Annotated in this window: 15 protein-coding genes; 6 read left to right on the top strand and 9 right to left on the bottom strand. The window is 70.0% G+C overall.

Annotated features, from left to right (window positions below; translation table 11 throughout):
- The first annotated feature begins 129 nt into the window (after positions 1-129).
- Both ACFV6H_RS05975 and ACFV6H_RS05980 read left to right on the top strand, forming a co-directional pair.
- Positions 130-1,449, top strand: coding sequence for a hypothetical protein (locus ACFV6H_RS05975; protein WP_385539063.1), 1,320 nt, complete (start codon positions 130-132; stop codon positions 1,447-1,449).
- 10 nt (positions 1,450-1,459) lie between these two features.
- Positions 1,460-3,649 (top strand): tetratricopeptide repeat protein, encoded by a 2,190-nt coding sequence (locus ACFV6H_RS05980; protein WP_385539065.1) that lies wholly within the window; start codon positions 1,460-1,462, stop codon positions 3,647-3,649.
- Positions 3,650-3,759: 110 nt separating this feature from the next.
- Here the strand turns inward: ACFV6H_RS05980 and phzG are convergent, their stop codons facing one another.
- Positions 3,760-4,485 carry a phenazine biosynthesis FMN-dependent oxidase PhzG gene (gene phzG, locus ACFV6H_RS05985; protein ID WP_385539067.1) on the bottom strand — a complete coding sequence of 242 codons (726 nt, stop codon included), beginning with the start codon at positions 4,483-4,485 and terminating at the stop codon, positions 3,760-3,762.
- A 198-nt stretch (positions 4,486-4,683) separates the two neighbouring features.
- On the bottom strand, positions 4,684-5,430 hold the full coding sequence (locus ACFV6H_RS05990) for a 50S ribosomal protein L11 methyltransferase (protein ID WP_385539069.1): 747 nt from the start codon (positions 5,428-5,430) through the stop codon (positions 4,684-4,686).
- 227 nt (positions 5,431-5,657) lie between these two features.
- On the opposite strand from ACFV6H_RS05990, the gene ACFV6H_RS05995 reads away from it, so the two are divergent.
- Entirely contained in the window at positions 5,658-7,610 is a 1,953-nt protein-coding gene (locus ACFV6H_RS05995) for a helix-turn-helix domain-containing protein (RefSeq protein ID WP_385539071.1), read from the top strand.
- On the opposite strand, the gene ACFV6H_RS06000 is transcribed toward ACFV6H_RS05995, so the two are convergent.
- The 3 genes from ACFV6H_RS06000 to ACFV6H_RS06010 all read right to left on the bottom strand — a co-directional run bounded on the left by ACFV6H_RS06000 (position 7,589) and on the right by ACFV6H_RS06010 (position 10,774).
- Positions 7,589-8,842 (bottom strand): IS701 family transposase, encoded by a 1,254-nt coding sequence (locus ACFV6H_RS06000; RefSeq protein ID WP_385539073.1) that lies wholly within the window; start codon positions 8,840-8,842, stop codon positions 7,589-7,591. The two genes, ACFV6H_RS05995 and ACFV6H_RS06000, sit on opposite strands and share 22 nt — an antisense overlap.
- 259 nt (positions 8,843-9,101) lie before the next feature.
- Positions 9,102-9,764 (bottom strand): lysophospholipid acyltransferase family protein, encoded by a 663-nt coding sequence (locus ACFV6H_RS06005; protein ID WP_385539075.1) that lies wholly within the window; start codon positions 9,762-9,764, stop codon positions 9,102-9,104.
- A 107-nt stretch (positions 9,765-9,871) separates the two neighbouring features.
- On the bottom strand, positions 9,872-10,774 hold the full coding sequence (locus ACFV6H_RS06010; protein WP_385539077.1) for an NmrA family NAD(P)-binding protein: 903 nt from the start codon (positions 10,772-10,774) through the stop codon (positions 9,872-9,874).
- Between the two features lie 100 nt (positions 10,775-10,874).
- Between ACFV6H_RS06010 and ACFV6H_RS06015 the strand changes: the two genes are divergently transcribed.
- A complete protein-coding gene (locus ACFV6H_RS06015; RefSeq protein ID WP_385539079.1) occupies positions 10,875-11,498 on the top strand; it encodes a TetR/AcrR family transcriptional regulator in 624 nt (207 codons plus the stop codon).
- A gap of 72 nt (positions 11,499-11,570) precedes the next feature.
- Here ACFV6H_RS06015 and ACFV6H_RS06020 read toward each other — a convergent pair whose 3' ends face one another.
- Positions 11,571-12,983 carry an MFS transporter gene (locus ACFV6H_RS06020; protein WP_385539754.1) on the bottom strand — a complete coding sequence of 471 codons (1,413 nt, stop codon included), beginning with the start codon at positions 12,981-12,983 and terminating at the stop codon, positions 11,571-11,573.
- A gap of 184 nt (positions 12,984-13,167) precedes the next feature.
- Between ACFV6H_RS06020 and ACFV6H_RS06025 the strand changes: the two genes are divergently transcribed.
- Positions 13,168-13,647: a MarR family winged helix-turn-helix transcriptional regulator gene (locus tag ACFV6H_RS06025; protein ID WP_385539081.1), complete on the top strand. Its 480-nt coding sequence runs from the start codon at positions 13,168-13,170 to the stop codon at positions 13,645-13,647.
- A gap of 126 nt (positions 13,648-13,773) precedes the next feature.
- Positions 13,774-14,628, top strand: a complete 855-nt coding sequence (locus ACFV6H_RS06030) for a hypothetical protein (protein ID WP_385539083.1) — start codon at positions 13,774-13,776, stop codon at positions 14,626-14,628.
- Positions 14,629-14,724: 96 nt separating this feature from the next.
- On the opposite strand, the gene ACFV6H_RS06035 is transcribed toward ACFV6H_RS06030, so the two are convergent.
- From ACFV6H_RS06035 to ACFV6H_RS06045, 3 genes are all read right to left on the bottom strand, one after another.
- Positions 14,725-15,459, bottom strand: a complete 735-nt coding sequence (locus ACFV6H_RS06035) for an SDR family NAD(P)-dependent oxidoreductase (protein ID WP_385539086.1) — start codon at positions 15,457-15,459, stop codon at positions 14,725-14,727.
- A 302-nt stretch (positions 15,460-15,761) separates the two neighbouring features.
- Positions 15,762-19,106 (bottom strand): S8 family serine peptidase, encoded by a 3,345-nt coding sequence (locus ACFV6H_RS06040; protein WP_385539088.1) that lies wholly within the window; start codon positions 19,104-19,106, stop codon positions 15,762-15,764.
- A 350-nt stretch (positions 19,107-19,456) separates the two neighbouring features.
- Positions 19,457-20,092: a GPP34 family phosphoprotein gene (locus ACFV6H_RS06045; protein ID WP_385539091.1), complete on the bottom strand. Its 636-nt coding sequence runs from the start codon at positions 20,090-20,092 to the stop codon at positions 19,457-19,459.
- Between the last annotated feature and the right edge of the window lie 170 nt (positions 20,093-20,262).

Raw genomic sequence — 20,262 nt, forward strand, 5'->3', positions numbered from 1 at the left:
CCCTACCTCGCCAACACCTTCCCCCCGGACCACCCACCCGGCCGTCCTTCTGGCCCCTGGTGGCCGGGGGGGGGGCTGCGCCCGCCGGCCCCCGCGCCCCCCACCCCTCGATCGCCGAAGGAACCCGTCATGAGTGGCACTGTCGAGTACGATCCCGGCGATGTCGATCTCGACCTGCCGGTCACTGTGCATCCGCTGGTCTATCTCGACGAGGGCGAGACGACCACGCTGGGACGTCCGGACATCGACGCGTATGTGATCCTGCCGTCCGACGGGGCCGAGTTGGTGCGCCGACTGGCCGCCGGGGACACTCCGCGCCAGGCCGCCCGATGGTACGAGACGACCTACGGCGAGGAAGCCGATGTCGCCGGACTCGTCGCCGATCTCGGCGAGGTGGGCCTGCTGCGGCTGTCCTCCGGAGGCACGGCCACCAGGGCCCCAGCGACCACGGACCCGGCCGACACCGCCACGAGCTCCGCCTCAGCAGGCTCCGCCGACGCGCGGGCCTCCGACGCACGGGCCGACGAAGGGCCCGTACGCTGGCAGCGGTTCGGGAAGGCCGTCTTCTCGCCGCCTGCCGCGGCCGTGTACGCCCTGCTGGTCGCCGCCGCCGTCACCGCCTCCGTACTGCGCACGGATCTCGCGCCGCACTACCGGCACATCTTCTTCTCCGACTACTACACCATTGTCGAACTCGGCCTGTTCGTCGGCCAGGTGCCGCTCATGCTGATCCACGAGGCGGCCCACGCACTGGCCGGCCGCCGCCTCGGTCTGCGTACCCGGCTGTCGATCGGACGCCGGCTGTACTTCGTCGTACTGGAAACCTCGATGGACGGTCTGGTCATCGTCGAGCGCGGCAAGCGGTATCTGCCGATGCTGGCCGGTCTGGGCGCCGACGCCGTGGTCTGGGCGGTGCTGACCCTCATCGCCGCAGGCACCCGGGAGTCCGACGGAAGCTTCTCCGCTCCCGGCAGAGTCTGTCTCGCGCTCGCCTTCAGCACGATCCTGCGCATGGTCTGGCAGATGTACTTCTATCTGCGCACCGATGTCTACTACTTGGTGACCACGGTGCTGGGCTGCACCGATCTGCACGGCACCTCCGTACAGGTGATGAAGAACCGCTACCACCGGCTGCGCGGCCGGACGGAACGGATCGTGGACGAGTCCGCCTTCGCGCCCGCCGACCGCAAGGCCGCCCAGTGGTACAGCTGGGTGATGCTCATCGGCTACGCGGTGATGCTCACCAGCGTGGTCGTGGCCGGACTGCCCACGGCGTACCGGTTCCTGACCGGTGTCTTCGGTCGGCTGACCGGTGACGCGGCGGCCGTCGAACTGGCCGACTCGGCCACGCTCGTGGCGCTCAACGTCCTCCAGTTCGGTGTCGTGGGCGTGCTGGCCGTACGGGCCCGACGGGCCCGGAAATCGACGCTCCGTCACATCAGCGAGTAGGAGAGCAGCCGTGTCAGACGTACCGCACCAGTGGATCCGCGCACGCCATCAGCACGACCGGCGACGGCTGCTCGCGGCCGGTGCCGAGGTGCCCGTACTCGCCGTACTCGACGCGCACCGGCGGCTGCGCGGGCCCTACTCGGCCGGCGGTGCCCTGCTGCGTACGGTCGTGCCCGAGGCGCTGCGGGACTGGCCAGCCCTCGTCGCCGCGCACGAGACGGAGATCCTCGCGCTCACACCGGAACTGCGCGGTGTGGTGCCGGCCACCCGGGAGACGCTCACCTCGCTGGCCGTGCCGAAGGAGCGGACGCGCTTCTACTCCCGGCTGCGCACCGCGCGGATCGCGCACGGTCTGACGGAGTTCCTGCACGGCCATCTGCGCCGCCTCGGCGACGGTCCTCGGCTGCTCCTCGTGGACAATGTGCACGAGGCCGACCCGACCGACCAGGAACTGCTCGCCATCCTGCTGCGCCGGGCCGATCCCGGTCTGCTGCGGCTGCGGATCGCCACGGCGGCCGACGAGTTGAACACTCCGCCCGGCCCGCTCGCGGAGCCTCTCGGCCCGGCCCTGGAGCGCTACGCGCACGTGATCACCGGCCGGGACACACCGCTGCCGCCGCTGCCACCGCTTCCCGCCGAGGACCTCGCGGCCCAGTGGGTGGCCGGTGACTGCACCGGTGACGATCCACGGCCGCGCGCCGCCTACGAGGCTCTCGCTCCCGCCGACCGGGCCGCCCTGCACGACGCGCGCGCCGACGCCCTCACGGCCGCCGGTGAACCGTCGCTCGCGCTCGGGGCCGTGCCGTACCACCGCGAACACGGCCGGGATCCGTACGGCGCCGGCGCGGGCGCCCTGCGTACCGCCCTGGACATCTGTGTGGACCTGGGCTTCTACCATGCGACGGTGGACTTCGCCGAGCGAGGTCTGGCGCTGGTCGACGCCACCACGGCACGGAGCGACTGGTGGGCGTTCACCACGAAGAAGACCACCTCCCTGGCCGCGCTCGGCCGGCCGGAGGAGGCGCTGGTGCTGTACGAGGGAGCGCGCGCGGCCACCGACAGTCCGATGGTCCATATGCAGGCCGCCTACGCCACCGCCATGATCCACACCCGGTATCTCCCTCGCGACGAGCAGGACCACTCGACGGCGCGGGCCTGGGCCAACGCCGCGATCGCCTTCGCTCAGGCGATCCCGGATCCCGGGGAGCGCGCCTTCCAGACCGTCTTCAACCGCAACGGGCTGGCCCTGGTCGCCGTCCACGAAGGCGAGTTGGAGGAGGCACTGCGGCTGGTCAGCGAGGGCATCGTCTGGCTGGACCGGAGTCTGGGCGCCTCCGAGCACGCGCTGCACCGCTCGGTGCTCAAGCACAACCGCTCGCAGGTCCTCATCGCGCTGGGCCGCTACGAGGAGGCCCTGGCCGATCTCGATGATGTGATCGCCGTCGACTCCAACCATCCGGAATACCACTTCGACCGCGGCAATCTGCTGCGCCGGCTGGACCGCCCGGCCGATGCCGTCGTCTGCTACGAGCGGGCGATGGCCCTGTCGCCGCCGTTTCCCGAAGTGGTCTACAACCGCGCGGACACCCGGCTGGAGCTCGGCGACATACCGGGCGCGCTGGCGGACTTCGGCTATGCCGTCGAACTCGATCCCGGCCGGGTGGACGCGTATGTGAACCGGGCGAGCCTGCGGTACGCGACGGACGATCTGGCCGGCGCGGGCCAGGACATCGGCGCCGGTCTCGAACTCGAACCGGACAACGCGCCTCTCCTCTGTCTGCGCGGTCAACTGCTCGCGGTCTCGGACGCGGACGCCGCCCATACGGCACTGAGCGGCCTGGTCGCCGCCCGTCCCGACTACGCTCCGGCCTGGGCGGCCCGGGCGACGGTGTCCTACGAGCGTGGCGAACTCATGGACGCGATCGAGGACTTCGGCCGCTCGCTGGCTCTTGAGGACACGGCTGATGTCAGATTCAACCGTGGAGTCGCGTATCTGGAGGCGGGAGATCCCGACAAGGCGCTGGCCGATCTGTCGGCGGCGTTCGAGGCCACCGGCGACCCCGAGGCCCAACTCCACCTCGGTGTCTGCCTGTTGAAGCTGGACCGCCCGGCGGAGGCCAGGGCGGCTTTCCACCGCTGCGTCGAGGAGGATCCGGACCTCGCGGCCCGGGTCGAGGCGCTGGACGTCCGTCACGGCTGAGCGGATGGCGCACGGTGATGGCGCGGGGTGCCCTTCCGGCACTCGCCCGCGCCATCACCGTACGGCGCTCCCGCGCCCGTCGCTCAGGTCGCTCAGGTCGCTCAGGTCGCTCAGGGCTGGAGACGCCGGACGGTCCATCCTTCGCCCTCGCCCGCGCGCTCGTAGCGCAGCCGCTGATGCAGTCGGTCCTCGCCGTTGGCCCAGAACTCCACGGTGTCGAACCGCAGCAGATACACGGCATAGCCGTCCGGGCGCGGCAGTACGCCGCCGATCGCGGCGAGGCGGTCGATCTCGGCCCGCATGGCCTCGATGTCGACCAGTTCCTCGCTCTGGCGGGACACCACCGACGCCGGATGCGTGAACACCGGGCGGCTCAGCCATTTCTCCTCGGCCCGCTCGGTCCCGAGGAGTTCCACCGCGCCGCTGACCACCACCTGCTGGCTCGTCTCACGCCAGTACAAGGTGCCCGAGGCCCATGGGTTCTCGCTGATCTCGCGGCCCTTCTGGCTGCCGAGATGAGTCGCGAAGACGATGCCCTCGTCCGTGATCTCGTTCACCGCGACGATCCTGCTCGACGGCCGGCCACGCTTGTCGGCGGTGGCCAGGGCCAGCGCCGTGGGTTCACGTACGCCGACCTGTACGGCGGTGTCGTACCAGCGCCGGAAGAGCCCGGACGGTCCGGACGGCGGGTTGTCGTACTCCGGGAACGGGAGCTCGATCGATCCGGTGAGCGTTTCCGATCTGCCTCTGGTCATGGTGGCCTCCGCGGAGAGTGAAGTGTCCGTACGGACAACGGAGTCGATGTCCGAGGAGATCAGACCAGGGCGGTGCCCCACGCGAACAGAGCACCTGTCCAACAGCGCGCTTGTCCAACTGCTTTGCATACCACGACCGGTTCCCGCCCGGTCACCTCGGCGAGGAAGTGAAAGAGGTTATGCGTCAAAGAATCGTAATTGTCGATGATCAGAGCCCGCACGATGATTCCGTAGAGAGTGATGAGGAGGTCTCCGGGACGAATGACGGGAACGGTGGCGTCAATTCTTCATACAGACTTCGTAAAGTACGAGTTCGACCGTCTCGTCGCCCTCGGTCAAATCACGCCGCCGCACCGGACGCAGAGTCCGTCCGCATTCCTCGGCGAGCCGCCGCAGCAGACCGAGATCGCCGCGCTCGCTGAACTGGAGGAGCACGGTGCCGCCCTCGGTCAGCAGACCGGGCGCCTCGGCCAGATAGCGGCGGTGCGCACGGTAGCCGGGATCGACATAGGCACGCTCGTGGTCGGCCTGGTACTCGTACTCGTCGGGCGCCAGCACATAGTTGGAGTGCCAGTAGACGGTGTCGAAGCGCTCCTCGTCGCCGACCGCGTCGAAGAGATCGCCGTGCAGCGATACGAGCCGGTCGGCGACGCCGTGCCGGTCGGCGTTCATGGCGGTGTTCCGTACGGCCTGGGCACTGATGTCCGTGGCCACCACCCGCGCACAGCCGGCCAGCGCGGCGGAGACCGCGATGACGCCCGTACCGGCGCCGATCTCCAGGAACGTACCGTCCCCGCGGAACGCGAGGCCCGTATCCGGGTCCTGGTCCCGGTCCGGGTCCCGTGCCTCCGGGAGTCCCAGCAGTTCCATGGCGACGGCGGTCGTGGGCGAGTGGACCGGAGCGAAGACGCCGACCAGCAGATCCCATTCACGGCCGGCCAAGACGAACACATCCGGCCTGTTCTCGTTCGCCTGAGATGCCCTGCTTCGAGCGAGCGAACTCGTATAACTCGCGATTTCTGTCATCCCCACCCCTGGTAATCCCGCGGACTTCGCTCTCCGCGATGCCCAGCCGTGATCATTTCCGAGTGCCCTGGTGGCCGGAAGGTCGCCCCGCGACAGCAGCGGCCGGTCATATGGTGGTCGGAGCACCATGGAGAATCCCGTTCGGGAACGCGCGGCTTGACCCGGGTAAATCACATAACTAAAGTCCGGCTGATGATCTTGGCGCGAGAGGTTCTAGGGGGGAACTGATGAACTCCGAGGATAGGAGCGCCGGTTCTCAGGTGCTGGCGATCCTGGAACTGCTGGCCGACGAGGCGCCCACCAGAAGCTTCGAGGACCTGCTGCGGGAGACACGGGAGCGCTCGCCCGACGACGCCCGGCTGCCCCAGCTCGAACGCGCGGTCCGTCTCGCGCTGGACATCAGGACCAGAACCGAGCAGCGCCGCCGACGCCAGTCCGCGCTGGCCGCGCTGGTCGACGTCCTCCAGGACATGACCTTCCAGGAGGCACTGGACGGCCGGCTCAGTGTGGTCACCCGGCACGCCAGACGGCTGCTCGACTTCGACATGGCGTATGTCAGCCTCCGGCTCCCGGACGGCAGCAGTTATGTCCACAAGTCCGACGGAGACACCACCGCGCTCAATGTGGGACTGGAGATGGGCCCTGGGCAGGGGCTGGGAGACATGGCCCAGGAGCGCGGCGCGCCGTTCTGGACGCCCGACTATCTCGGCGACGACCGGTTCCCGCACTCCGACGCCATCGACGAAGTCGTCGTCTCCGAGGGCCTGCACGCGATTCTGGCGGTGCCGATGACCTATGACGGCCGGACCGTGGGAGCGCTGTACGGCGCGTGCCGGGCGGTCCGGCACTTCTCGCCGGACGAGGTCAGTCTGCTGCGCTCGCTGGCCGATCTGTCCGCCTCGGTCATCGACGCGACCCGCCGTATGGACCGGGTACGGGCGGAGCTGGACCGGGAGCGGGCCGAGAACTCCCGTATCGCCGCGGCCCTTTCCGAGAGCCGCTCACTGGCCGGCGTCCAGGCCTCGCTCTCCGGCATGTGTCTGGAAGGAGCCGATCTGTACGACATCATCCGGCTGGCGGCGACCTCGCTGGGCGCCGATCTCATGGTGCGCAACGCGCACGGGCAGGTACTGGCCTGTACCGGCGAGGTCCCGGACGTCGACACGGCCACCCTGGTCGGCGCCATGGTGGGCTCCCATACCTCCACCTCCGTGGTCGAGCTGGCCGAGAATCTGTGGGCGGCCCATGTCACCACCGGAGTGGAGGGCCCGGGAGTGCTGATCTGCAAGAGCCCGGGCCCGCTGACCGACGAGGGACGGCGGCTGCTGTACTTCACCGCCCAGACCGTCGCCATGGCGCTGCTCCTGCGGCACAATCTCGCGGCGGCGGCCGGTCCGGCCCGTGACGAGTACCTCAACGACCTGCTGTCCGGCGCCCTCCAGCCACCGCGCCATCTCGCCGAGCGCGCCCGCAGGCTCGGGCTCGATCCCACCGCACCGCATGTGGTGGTCACGCTGCGGCCCGAGGGCGGCAAACAGGGCGAGGCCGCCATCTGGGCCTCCTCCTACGCCTACCGGCTCTCCGGCCTCAAGACTCTGCGCGGCGAGTGCGTGGTGCTGTTCCTGCCCGGCTCCGATCCGTCGGCCGCCGCCACGGCGGCGGCCGACGAGCTGTCCCCGCTGCTGGGCCACGCGGTCTCGGCGGGCGCGGCGGGCCCGGTACGGAATCTGGCGGCGGTCGGCAAGGCCTACCAGGAGGCCCGCCGATGTCTCGACACTCTGGTCGCGCTGGGCGGCGTCGGCGGCGCGGCAGCCGCCGGGGATCTGGGATTCCTCGGTCTGCTGCTCTCCGACAACCACGATGTCGACGCCTTCATCACCTCGGCCGTCGGACCGGTCATCGAGTACGACGCGCAGCGCTCCACGGATCTGCTGCACACCCTGGACGCCTATTTCGCGTCCGGCGGCAGCCCGACCCATGCCGCACAGGATCTCCATGTGCACACCAATACGGTCGCCCGTCGGCTGGAGCGGGTCACCGAACTGCTCGGACCGGACTGGCAACAGCCCGCGACCGCGCTGGAGATCCAGCTCGCGCTGCGTCTCCAGCGGGCCCGTCACAGTGTCTACCGGCCCAGCACCTCACCGTCCCGGCCGGCTCAGGCCGACCGGTGCGCGTAGTCGGACGGCCGGGAGGCCGCGTCGATCAGGGCCGACACGGCATGGGCGGCGGAGGCGAGCGTGATGTGCCGGTGCCAGCCGTTGAACGAGCGGCTCTTGAAGTCCCTGAGTCCCATCTCCGCACCGCTCGCCGCGAGTTCACGGCAGGACCTGCCGCCCAGTCCGGCCATCCGCAGCAGGGCGCCGGTCGACATCGACGTCATATTGGTCACCCAGAGGGCGTCCGGCACACTGCGGGTGCCGTGCCACTCGGCGAGCAGCACCAGTTCGCCGCCCTCCTCGCCCGTACCGGCCCTGCGCCGGCCCGCCGCCGGGCCCACGGCCTCCACGGACAGGGCCACCGCCAGCGTCCCAGGCGATCCGGCGCCCACGCCTGAACGTTCCGTCAGGCCCACCCGCCGACGCAGTCCCCGGGCCGCCACCGCGATCTGCTGGGCGGTGAGCCGGCCGCCCGCGTGACCGGGCAGCGCGGGATCGTGGACGACGAACCGGACCGTGTCACCGACCCGGGCGATCACCGGGATCCCGGCCCGGGTGAACCTGCCCATGGTGGTGGTGACATGGCCGACATGTGCGTTCAGCACCACAGGGCGCGGCGGCACCTTCCAGGAGCCCAGTACGTCCAGCACCGCCTCGACCGCGCACTCCTCCAGCGTCTCCTCACCGGCGCCGTCCGGGATCTCGGCCTGCCGACGCCGTGTCTCGTCCCGCAGCCAGGAGTCCGGCAGGAACAACCGCCAGCTCACCGGGGTGTTGAGGGATTCCGAGGCGTACCACACGCCGAAGGCCCGCTGTCCGCGGAAGGTTCCCAGAACGGGATCGAGGACCTGGTCCACACCGACCGACAGATCGCCCGCCTTGGGGATCGGCATGGGATGCACCACCCAGGCCTGCGGCGGACTGAGCCGCGAGAGATGGCCCGCCAGGGCCTCCCGGACGGGCTTCCAGTCCCAGGTGGAGCTGCTGATGAAGTGGTGCATGCTCTGTTCGGCCGCCGAACCGCCCATATGCGCGGCTATGTTACGGATGGACTTGCGGCCCTGGGTCTTCAGCGACCCGAGCAGATACAGCTCGCCCTTGCGTCGCTGGTCCCTTCTCGGGAAGGACGCGAACAGCACATCCGCCAGCTCCCTGGTCGCCGCCTCCCGCAGATCCCCGTGCTCTTCGACCGCCATCCGCCACCGGGCGCCGGCCACATCATGTACGGCCGCCGCACCCTCATCGAACGACACGGTCACTGTCTCCTCTTCTGGTGCTGAGATTCCGGTCCCGCTCCACACTGTCCGACCGGGCGCGCCGCGCAGAGGTGGGCCCACGCCCTAACAGGGCCTCCGTCCGGTGGTGGGAACACCTCGGCCACGTCAGCGCCTCCGGCCCGTCCGGCACGGCCCAGGTGCCGAGGCCACACCGGCCACACAGGTGTCGGTCGACAGGCTGCGGTCCTGACAGCGACGGGCGTCCCGACTCCGTACCCGTACCCGTTGCCGGCGCCTACGCGGCGAAGGTGGCCGGTTCGCCGATATGGGCCGCCGCCGTGCGCCAGGCGGCGGCGACCGCGCGGTGGGCGCAGGCCGTGGCGACGGTCCGCTCACCGGGCAGCCGCACCGGAGCACCGATGTGGACATGGAGGTCCGGGCGCCGCAGCGGAGCGGTGACCAGGCCCGCGAGCTGTTTCGTACGGCTCCCGGAGACGAGCCGGCGCGCGCCGGCCTGGCCGAGCGGGACGACCGGAGCGCCGGTGGCCCGCGCCAGACGCGCGATACCGCTGCGGAAGGGCCGCGGCGCGGCTTCGCCGGCGTCCTTGCGGTGCGGGAGGCCGCCCTCGCCGTAGAGCAGGACGAGACGGCCCGCGGCCAGCGCGTCCATGGCGTCCTCCAGTGCGCGGGCGGCCCGCGGATCACCGCGGTACACCGGCACATAGCCGTCCCTGGTGAGTGCAGCGGCAAGGAGCGGGATCCGCCACAGTCCGGCGGCGGCCAGGACGACGGGCTCCACGCCGAGGCGGTGCAGGGCGGCGAGAACGACCGCCGGATCGCTGAGCGAGGTGTGGTTCGCGGCGATGATGCTGCCGGGCCGCAGCTCGGCGTCGGCGTCGGTCGTGACCGTCAGCTGCCCGAAGAGCGGTACGACGGCTCCGGCGATACGGCTGAGCATGAACGGCCCTCCGGTGGCGGTGAGTTCGGCTCCTCATCGTCGCCCGGTACCGCCCGGACGGCGTGAGTACGCGTACTCAAAGAGCCGAGACCGGCCGTGGCCGGATGTCACATGTTCTGCGCGGCCCATGTCCTGAAGTCGGTGGTGGGCAGTCCGAGCGCCCGCGCGTACTCCGGTCGCGCCGGAGAGCCGACCTGGTTCTGCCATTCGTGTGCGACGCCCCATTCCGGCATGCCCTGCGCGACAGCCTCCGCCAGGCTCAGGGACGGAGCGGTCAGCTCCACGCCCAGCACGTCTGAGAGCACCTGGGCGATCTGCCTCATCGTCAGTCGCTCACCGGCCAGTTCCAGCTCGACCTGGTGGAATGCGGCGGGATCGAGGACAGCCGCTGCCGCCGCCGCGCCGATGTCGCGCAGGGCGATGAGGGAGAGAGTGGTGTCCGGTTTGATGATGGTCAGCAGCCGGTCCTCGGTGCCATGGGCGAACAGGAAGGACGGGCGGACGAAGTTCTCCATGAAGAAGCCCGGCTTGAGGATCGTCCAGTACGCGAAGCCCGCCTGCCGCACCAGGTCCTGGATCGCCGTCTTGGTCTCGAAGTAGTGCTCCATCGTCTTCCAGCGGCCCTCCTGCCAGCCCGGCGCGGTGCGATGGGCGCCGGCGCCGGAGACGGAGGTGTGGACGAACTGAGGTACGCCCGCGTCTCGGGCCGCCCGCACGAGGTTGGTGGCATGGACCAGCTCGGAGTCGCCTTCGAGATCGTTCATGTCGGGCATCTGCACCGAGAACACGGCACGTGTGCCCTCGGCGGCCCGCCGCACCGAATCGCGGTCGTAGAGATCACCGCGCACCAGTCGCGCACCGAGCGCCTCGACCGCCTTGGCACGCTCGGACTCGGGATCGCGTACGAGGGCCCGTACGGGAACGCCCGCGGCGAGCAGAGCGCGAGCCGTGGCTCCTCCCTGCTTGCCGGTGGCACCGGTGACGAGGACGGGTGTGGTGTTCTGGTCCATGACCATGCCATCTCCTGGACAGACTAAACGGGGAGGCCCCCCACTTACGTACGAGTAACATACGGAGGGCCGCCCCACTTAGCAAGCCGAAGGGAATCCCGTGTCCAAAGGGTTCAGAGGCTCCACGGACGGAGCAGCGCCGAAGGCGTCCGGACGCGCGATGCGTGCGGACGCCCGGCGCAATTACGAGCGCATCCTCGCCGCGGCCGAGGCCGAGGTGGCCGAGCACGGCGTCGATGCCTCCCTGGAGGAGATCGCCCGCAAGGCCCAGGTCGGCTCCGCCACGCTGCACCGTCACTTCCCGAGCCGCTGCTCGCTGCTGGAGGCGGTCTTCCGCGGCCGGGTGGAGGTCCTCTGCGAGCAGGCCCGTGAGCCGGCCCGGGACACCGATCCCGGGACCGCACTCATGGACTGGCTGCGGGCGGTCGGCGGCTATGCCGCGTCCACCCGCGGTCTGGCCGCCTCACTGGTCCACGCGGGCCGACACAGCGAGCGGACAGACCCGGAGAGCTGCCTCGCGATGCTCACCGAGGCGGGTGATCCGCTGCTGCGACGCGCCGTCGAGGCCGGCGCGATCAGCTCCGCCGTGTCCGTCAGGGACTTGCTGACACTGGTCAACGGCATCTCGCTGGCCACGGAGGAGCACCTGGACAGCGCGGCCGAGACCGATCGGCTGCTCCTCCTGCTCCTCACCGACGGAATCCGCCCACGCGTACACGGCTGACGCGCGCCGCGGAGCCGCCATGACGGGCCGTTACGGACGGAGAAAGCCCCGTACAGATAAGCCCCGTACAGATCAGCTCCGGGCGAGACCGGAAACCTCCTGAGGGCCGGTGGAGACAGGAGCCTGGTCGACGGACCGCGTCTTGCCGCCCGGGATCGCGAGAGTGACGGCCGCCGCGACCAGCGCCACCACGCCTCCGATGATCATGCCGGTACGGAAGCCGTTCTCCGAGGGAATCTCGAATCCGCCCATCCGGACGGTCATCTGCGCCAGGACGACACCGACGACCGCGGCGGAGACCGAGGTGCCGACGGAACGCATCAGGGCGTTGAAGCCGTTGGCGGCGGCCGTCTCGGACTGGGGCACGGCGGACATGATGAGCGCGGGCATGGCGCCGTAGGCGAGAGCGACACCCGTACTGCCGATGCAGACGACGATCATCAGTCCCCAGGCCGAGCCCATCAGGAAGAGGGACGAGGCATAGCCGGCGGCGATGACCAGCGAGCCCACGAACAGGGTGACCTTCGGGCCACGGGCCGCCGACAGCTTGGCGCCCACCGGCGAGAGGGCCATCATGAACAGACCGCCGGGCACCATCCACAGGCCCGCGGCCAGCATGGACTGGCCCAGACCGTAGCCGGTGGCCTCGGGCATCTGGAGCAGTTGCGGCACGATGAGCGACTGGGCGTACATGGAGAAGCCGACGACGACCGAGGCGAGGTTCGTCAGCAGGACCTGACGCTTGGCCGTGACCCGCAGATCGACCAGCGGATCGTTGACGCGCAGCTCCCACCGGCCCCACAGCAGCAGCAGTACGACACCCGCGGCGGACAGTCCGAGAGTGGTGCCGCTCGTCCAGCCCCAGTCGGCGCCCTTGGAGACCACCAGCAGCAGGGACAGCAGTCCCGCGCCCAGACCGACGGCGCCCACATAGTCGAAGCCGCCACGCCCGGTGGTCTCGATGTCCGGTACGAGCCGCCAGATCAGCACGCCGACCAGCGCGCTGAGGCCGGCCGCTCCCCAGAACAGGATGCGCCAGCTCGCGTTCTCGGCGACGGCGGCGGCGATCGGCAGACCGAGCGCGCCGCCGATCCCCAGGGAGGCGCTGATGAGGGCGATGGAGGAGCCCACGCGCTCGGTCGGCACGATGTCGCGGACGGCGCTGATGCCCAGCGGGACGATGCCCATGCCCATGCCCTGGAGGGCCCGTCCGATCACCATCGGTACGAGCGAGTCGGCCAGGGCGCACGCCACCGAGCCCGCCACCAGGGGCAGCACACAGATCAGCAGCATGCGCCGCTTGCCGAACATGTCACCGAGCCGACCGACCACCGGAGTGCAGATGGCTCCCGCCAGCAGGGTGGCGATCACCGACCAGGAGGCATTGGAGGGGCTGGTGTGCAGGATCCCGGGCAGCTCGCCGATCAGGGGCACCACCAGGGTCTGCATCAGGGCGGCGACGATTCCGGCACTCGCCAGCACCATGACGATCACGCCGGGTGGTGTGCTGCGGCCGGAGCCGGACTGTTGGTCGTTCACTGTGTTTCCCTCCACGGACAAGGATGTGCATCATACAAACGATAGGCATCATACATGCGATATGCGCTATGCATATCGCGTGGTATACAAGAGGAACGAGCCAGCGAAGAGACGATGAAGGATGGTCGCTGTGGAGAGGGAGAGCCGACGGCTTGAGCGCGAGTTGATGCTCCTGGGACGCCACTCCGCGTCTCCCCGGGGCAAGCGCGACGGCGGTCTGATGGACCGCAGCGCCTATCTGCTGCTCACCAGGATCGAGGTCGAAGGCCCGATGTCGATCGCGCAGCTCTCGGACGCCTTCGGACTGGACGTCTCAACGCTCAACCGGCAGACGTCCGCGATGCTCCGGGACGATCTGGTCGACCGCGTACCGGATCCCGACGGCGGTATCGCCCGTAAGTTCCGCATCACGAACACCGGACGGAACCGGCTGCACACCGAACGCGACCGCGTGGTGAACGGCCTCGGCAACCTCATCGCGGACTGGGCGCCGGAGGACGTCACGGCCTTCACCGACGCGCTGGAACGCTTCAACTCCGACATCGAACGCCACCTGGGCCGCCCGTGGCCCCGGCCCGCCGCCGAGAACTCGCCCTCGGACCGTGCGTAGGTATATCGGTTTCGGCCTTCCTGTCGCGTGACGAACGATCACATCGACGGTCCGTGCTACCAAATGATCGCGGCCAACATCGAGTTGGGCGCGGTCACACCCCCCATGGAACGGACGGAATCGATCGTGACTTCATCAAGGAGCTGGCGTGCCCGGACCGCCGGCGTGGTGCTGGGCGCACTCGTCGGCGCGGGACTGACGGTCTCGCCGAGCGTGGCCGCCGCGGTTCCGGTCGTCAACTGCCCTTCCGCGGCCTGTACTCAGGTCGCCGGCGGGCTCGGCGAGCCGGTGAGTTCCGCCTATGACGCGAACGGAAACGCCTACATCACGTATCAGAACGGCGATCTGCGCAAGGTGAATCTGGCGACCGGTGCCACCGGTACGGTCGCGCGCGGGCTCGGCAATCTGCGCGGCATCGATGTGGACGGCGCCGGCAACGCCTACGTGGGCGACTTCGACGGCAATCTGTGGAAGGTGGACCTCGGCACCGGATCGCGTGGACTCCTCGCCTCCGGGCTCGGTCCGCTGCACGGCATCGTCCACAGGGCAGGTACGACGTATGCCACAGGCGGCAGCGGCAAGCTCTACGAAGTGGCGCAGGGCGGAGCCGTCCGGGTCGTCGCCTCCGGGCTCGGGCTGTCCCAGGGCATAGCGCTCGACGGCAAGGGCCTGGCATACACCGCCGACATGTTCACCGGGCGCATCCTGGAGACGAACCTGGCCACCGGTGCCAGCAGGAGCGTGGCGAAGGAGTTCTACGAGCCGGCGTCGATCTCGGTCGCGGCCGACGGCCTCGTCTACTTCTCCGTCGGCGACCAGGTGACCCGGCTGAATCCGGCCACCGGCCAGGGCACACAGATCGCGAGCGTGCGCGGGCTCAACTCCGTCATCTTCCGGCTCGACGGCAACGGCGACGCCTATGTGGCACAGGTGACCGGCGGCGGCTCGCTCTGGAAGATCAAGGGCCTGACGCGGTTGTAGCGCGTACGGCATGCCCGTACAGCACGCGCGTACGGACCGTGTACGGGCATGCCCGTACGGCACACGCCTACGGCACGCTCCCGCGCGCCGGTGGTGTCAGCCGATGCTGAGCCGGCCGCCCGCCACTTCCAGTACTTCGCCGGTGATGTAGCTGGCGCGGTCGGAGGCGAGGAAGACCACGGCCTCGGCCACTTCCTCGGGCTCGGCGACCCGGCCCAGCGCGGTGGTGTCGGCGATGGTCTTCAGGGTGGCCGGGTCCATCGCGTCGGTGCCGAGAGTCCGGGTCGGGCCGGGTGCGACGGCGTTGACGCGAATGCCCTTGTCCGCGTACTCGGCGGCCCAGATCTCCGTCAACTGCTCCAGGGCGGCCTTGGAAGCGCCGTACATACCGGCGCCCTTGGTGGCGACCGAGGCGGCGATGGTGCTGATGTTCACGATCGATCCGTGTCCACGCGCCGCCATGCCCGGCGCCAGCTCACGGACCAGCAGATACGGAACCTTGGTGTTCAGGTTCATATGCAGGTCGAACAGTTCGTCGGTCATCTGCGAGGTGGGCAGGAACTTGTAGACGCCCGCGTTGTTGATCAGGATGTCGATCTCGCCCGCCTCCTGCGCCAGCCGCAGCACTTGCGCGGTGTCGGTGAGATCGGCCTCGATGAACCGGCCCCTGCCGCCGGCGGTCTCGATCTCGGCCACGACATCATGGCCGCGCTGAGCGTCGCGGCCGTGTACGAGGGCTTCCGCTCCCTCCCGCGCGAGCTGAAGGGCCACGGCCCGGCCGATGCCGGCGGTGGCGCCAGTGATCAAGGCGGTCTGTCCGGAGATATCCATGTCGCTCCCATCGGACGGCGGGCCGAGTTGGCACCACTTCCAACGTATCCGCACCGTGGCGACCGCGCCTGACGCACGAGTGTGCCCAGCACAGTGGAGGCGCACGTGGCACAAGATCGCGCGACATCGTTGTCAGGACGGTGCCGCAGACGCTCGACTCCGGCAAGCGTGTGAAGTCCGTCGTCCTGCCGCAGGGCACCGACCGTGGCGTCATGCATGTCTTCGATGTCGCGCTCACATAGGAAGCAGGGCCGGGGGCTGTTCCATCCAGTCCCCGGCCCTGCCGCTCCGTCCCCGGCGCGTTACTTCGTCAGATACGCGTCCAGCACCGTCTGCGAGAAGACGTTCCCCGCACGGTCCTTGACATCGGCCCGGAACGAAACCGTCCCGCCCGCCGCCGGGTTGACCACCTTGACGCGTCCGTCGCGTACCGCCGCCTTCGACCACGACGTACCGCCGTCGTACGAGACGGACACCGTCAGGGACGTGAGGTTCCGGCCGGCCGCCGAGCCCTGGACGGTGACCGGCACACTCTGCGTGGCGCCCGCCACGGCCCGGGAGTCCAGGCCGAGTTCGGGCGTGTAGCGCACCACGCTCGCGGGCAGGGCCGTCGGCTTCGCCGTGCGTCCCGAGGTGAACTCGGCCGACCAGCTCACCCGCGTGCTGACCGCCGATACGCCCGTGGTGGCGCGGCCGACGGTGGTGACCAGCCGGTATCGCGCCTTCTCCGCAGGGAGATCGAAGCTCACCGTGTCCAGGACGCCGTCGGCCGTGGCGTACTCCTCGCCGTCGCGGTACAGCGTGGTGGACGCGGTGGCCGGATCGTACAGACTGCGCCCGTCATGTCCGGCGCCGTCGGCGAAGGGACGTATCGCACCGGTCAGCCGGTCGCCGTCGCGCGTCAGTCCGCCGCCCTCGACAAGCGCGGGCCCGAAGACCGCGGTGTTGAAGTCCTCGGTGTACGACCTGCCGCCGCGGTACACCTGGGACGGAATGCCGTACTGCGCCTCGGCCGTCCCGCCGCGCCGCTGCTGGAAGGTCCGCTGCCACGCGTAACCGCCCTGGAGATATGTGGTGGTGGTGCTCGCCAGATCGGTGAAGGTGACCGGTACGGAGGTCGGGAAGTCCGGCGTCGAGGCGATCTGGCCCCAGCGGCCTCCGGTGACCGAACCGCCCGTGTTGACCGTCACCTTCGCCAGGTCCCTGGCCTTCGCGTGCTGGACGTGTCCGGTGTAGAAGCCGTTCTTGAGGGTGTCGGCGAGCAGATAGTCCGTGCCGTCGCCCGCCCAGGAGGAGAGCAGATACGAACTCACCGTGCCCGGCCTGGGCTTGGGGCCGACCTGCTGGGTACGGAAGCCCTCCGACAGATGGCCTATGTAGAGAATGATCGGTCCCGGTGCCTCCTGCGGCGAGATGGTCAGGAATCCGGACTGGAACGAGGCGTCCGGATCGGACGGTCGCATATCGATCAGCTCGGTCTCGCGCGCGTCGACCGCGAGCACCGTGTCCTTCGTCAGTTCGAGCCGAGGCGCGGCGACCCAGTCGTCGCCGATGTACACGAGGTCCGGGCTGAGCAGCGGGACCTCGCCGAGGACGGTGTAGACACCGCGCGGCAGACGCACCTGGGCCGAGCCGTTCTCGCCCGACACCCGGACCATGGTCTGCGCGCCCAGGTCGTAGACGAACGCCGTCCAGTCGCCGCCCGCCGGTGCGGAGCCGTCGCGGGCCGTTGCCTTCAGCGTGAGGTTGTACATCTCGCCCTCGCGGAGGACGGCTCCCGCAGTACGTACGCTCTGGCCGCCGCCGGTCGCGGTGACGGCGAGGCTGTAGACGCCTTCGGTATCGCCGCCGAGCCTCGGATCGGCCGTGATGTCGACGGACGCGGTGCCGTCGGCCGGGACGGTGAGCCGCGAGGCGCCGAGGGTGAAGAAACCGGCCGGTGCGTCGGCGCCCGTCGGGCCCGTGGCGGTGGCCGCGAGATCCAGGGTGAGCGGCTCGGTGCCGGTGTTGCGGTAGATGAGCGATCTGGTGATCGGCTGGTCGTCGGTGTGCGGCCAGGCCGGAGCGCCGAAGCTCAGCGAGGCGGGCTCGGTGACCACGCTCTGGGTGATGGCGTGGGTCACATCGACCCGGCCGCTGCCCTGCTCGACCGCGCTGTACGGGCCGGGCTTCGCGGAGCCGGTCAGCGCCGCCTTGAGCCGGGGACCGCTCCAGTCGGGATGCTGCTGGGCGAGCAGCGCAGCCGCGCCGGCCACATGCGGAGTGGCCATGGAGGTGCCGTCGAGCGTCACATAGCCGGGCCCGGGACGCGGCACGCCCGGATTCTGGTCGATGACACTGCCCTTGGCGGAGGCCGCGGTGATGGCGACACCGGGCGCGGTGATGTCGGGCTTGAGCCCGCCGTCGCCGATGCGCGGACCTCGCGAGGAGAAGTCGGCGAGCGTGTCCTGCTTGTCGACGGCGCCGACGGTGAGCGCGCCGTCGGCGGTGCCCGGTGTGCCGACGGTGGAGTCGCGCGGCCCGGAGTTGCCGGCCGCGATCACGAACAGGGCTTTGGCGGAGAGCCTGTTGACGGTCTCTTCGAGCGGGTCCACACCTGGAGTGTCGGGACCGCCGATGGAGAGGTTGACGATCTTCGCGCCCTCTGCGACGGCCCACTCCATACCGGTCATGATCGCGGACTCGGTGGCCGCGCCCCGGTCGCCCGCCACCTTGCCGATGAGCAGTTGGGCGCCGGGAGCGACGCCCTTGTACTGGCCCTTGGACTGCGCGCCGGTCCCGGCGACGATGGAGGCGACATGGGTGCCGTGACCGTAACGGTCCATGATGTCGGCGGAGTCGGCGGAGGTGAAGTTCTTCCCGGCGACGATCTGGCCCGCGAAATCAGCGTGGTTGGTGTCGACACCGGTGTCCAGAACGGCGACCTTCACGCCCTTGCCGTCATGTCCGGCGGCCCATGCGCTCGGCGCGCCGATCTGCGGGACGCTGACGTCGAGCGTCGTCCTGAGCAGACCGTCGAGCCGTACGGAGCGAACCCCGGAGGCGAGCCGCAGGCCTCGCGCGGAGCGCGCGGTCAGCGAGTCCCACGCCTCGGCCGCCGCACTCGCCCGTACGGTCAGCGCCTCGCTGTCGACGGTGTCGATCTCGGCCCGTACGGTGGTGCCGTCCTGCGCCCGCAGCCCTTCGCGGGCCGTCCGGCCCGCCGACTCGCGCGCGCCGGAGCCGGCGTACGAGACGAGCAGCGGCACACCGTCGCCCGTGAGCATCCGGTACTCGGGACGGCTCAGCTCGGTGACGTCGAAGAGCCGGATGTCCAGCTTGTCCGTGGCGATCAAGCCGGCCGCGTCCGCCGGGAGTACATACGAGTGGCCCTTGACCTCGCGCATCTGGACCGGCACCGAGGCGCGTCCCGGAGCGGGCCGCAGTCCGACCGTCTTGCCGTGCGCGTCGACAAGGACTCGGTCACCGGTGATCAGAGTGATCTCGTGAGTGGAATCGGCGCCCAGCGGCGTGGCGGTGGTAGGCGGGCCGGCCGCCGCCGTGCCTGTCTGGGCCGTCGTCATCAAGGTGAGTGCCGCCGCGCCCGCGATGACGGCGGCGGCGGTGCTGCTCCCTGGTATCCGTGTCCTGCGCGATGCTCTGCGCAACGTGCCCCCTTGCCCAGTCGGGGCAGCCTGGTGCGCCCCGGACGGAGGTGCCGAGGGCATGGATCCGCTGCCCTTGGCGCGGACACGCTAAGAGCTTCATGATCGTCCCGTCAATCAGGCGAAAAGGAGCATAAGGGAGCAGGTAACGACGATTGGTCCAGACCCTTCATGGATGTGCAGCGCCGGAACATCCGAAAGGTCCGTTCCGGGACGCGGAACGGACCTCGGAGCGGACCAAGGAGCGGTCAGAGCGGACCTCGGGAACGCGACGGCTGCCTGGCGGCGACGATCGCGGGCACGTGCGTACGGTCGGCGCGTGCAGTCCGCGCACAGTCCGCGCGTACGGTCTGTCAGTAGCCTCGCCGGCGGTTCTCCTCGGCCGCCTCTTCGCGTCTCCAGACGCGCCGTTGCCGTTCCGCCACCAGCTCCGCCACCGCGTCCTCGACCTCCGTGAGCACCGTCTCCACCGCGTCGGAAACCGTGCCCGAGGTGTCTTCGGTCCACCCGTCATCGTCTCCGGTCCGCCCGTCCCGGATGCCGACGGCTGCCGCGAGCGCGGCGAGGACGGGCTCGTCCGCTGCCCAGCGGCTCGCCGCCAGGCGCCGGGCGGGTGAATCGGTCAGCACCGTACGGCTGGTACGGAAGACCTTCCAGCGGCGGTGCCGGTCCCGGGTGATCTGCCCTTCCGCCTCCAGATCGGCCAGATAACCCGCGGCCAGACCGCGGCCTCTGCGCCACAGCCAGTCGGCGACCGTCTCGTAAGGCTCCTGCCGGACGAGCGACGCTGCGGCCTCGGCCAGCAGACGGTCCGTCGTCGCCGGCCGATCGCCCGGCACAAGGCGATCCTCTTCCACCATGACGGCACGGGCGTCCATGAGGTCGATCACCTCGGCTCCCGCGAGCGCCAGTGACAGATCGCCCCGCTCCACCGGGCGGCCGGTCGACATGTCGATGGACACAAGGAACAGGTCCCGCGATGTGGTCATGGATCCGCCACCTCCAGGGCATCGGAAACGCCAGGAGTATCGGCACCCGGCCCGCGTCGGCAATTGTCGCTCCCGGTGACCACGCCTGCCAGTGCTTGACCTTGACGTACGGGTCAGGGGTTAGCGTCACCGCACGCCAACGGCGAACGCCGCCCTGCCGCGCGCGCCGC

Source organism: Streptomyces sp. NPDC059743 (assembly GCF_042732975.1).
GTDB lineage: Bacteria > Actinomycetota > Actinomycetes > Streptomycetales > Streptomycetaceae > Streptomyces.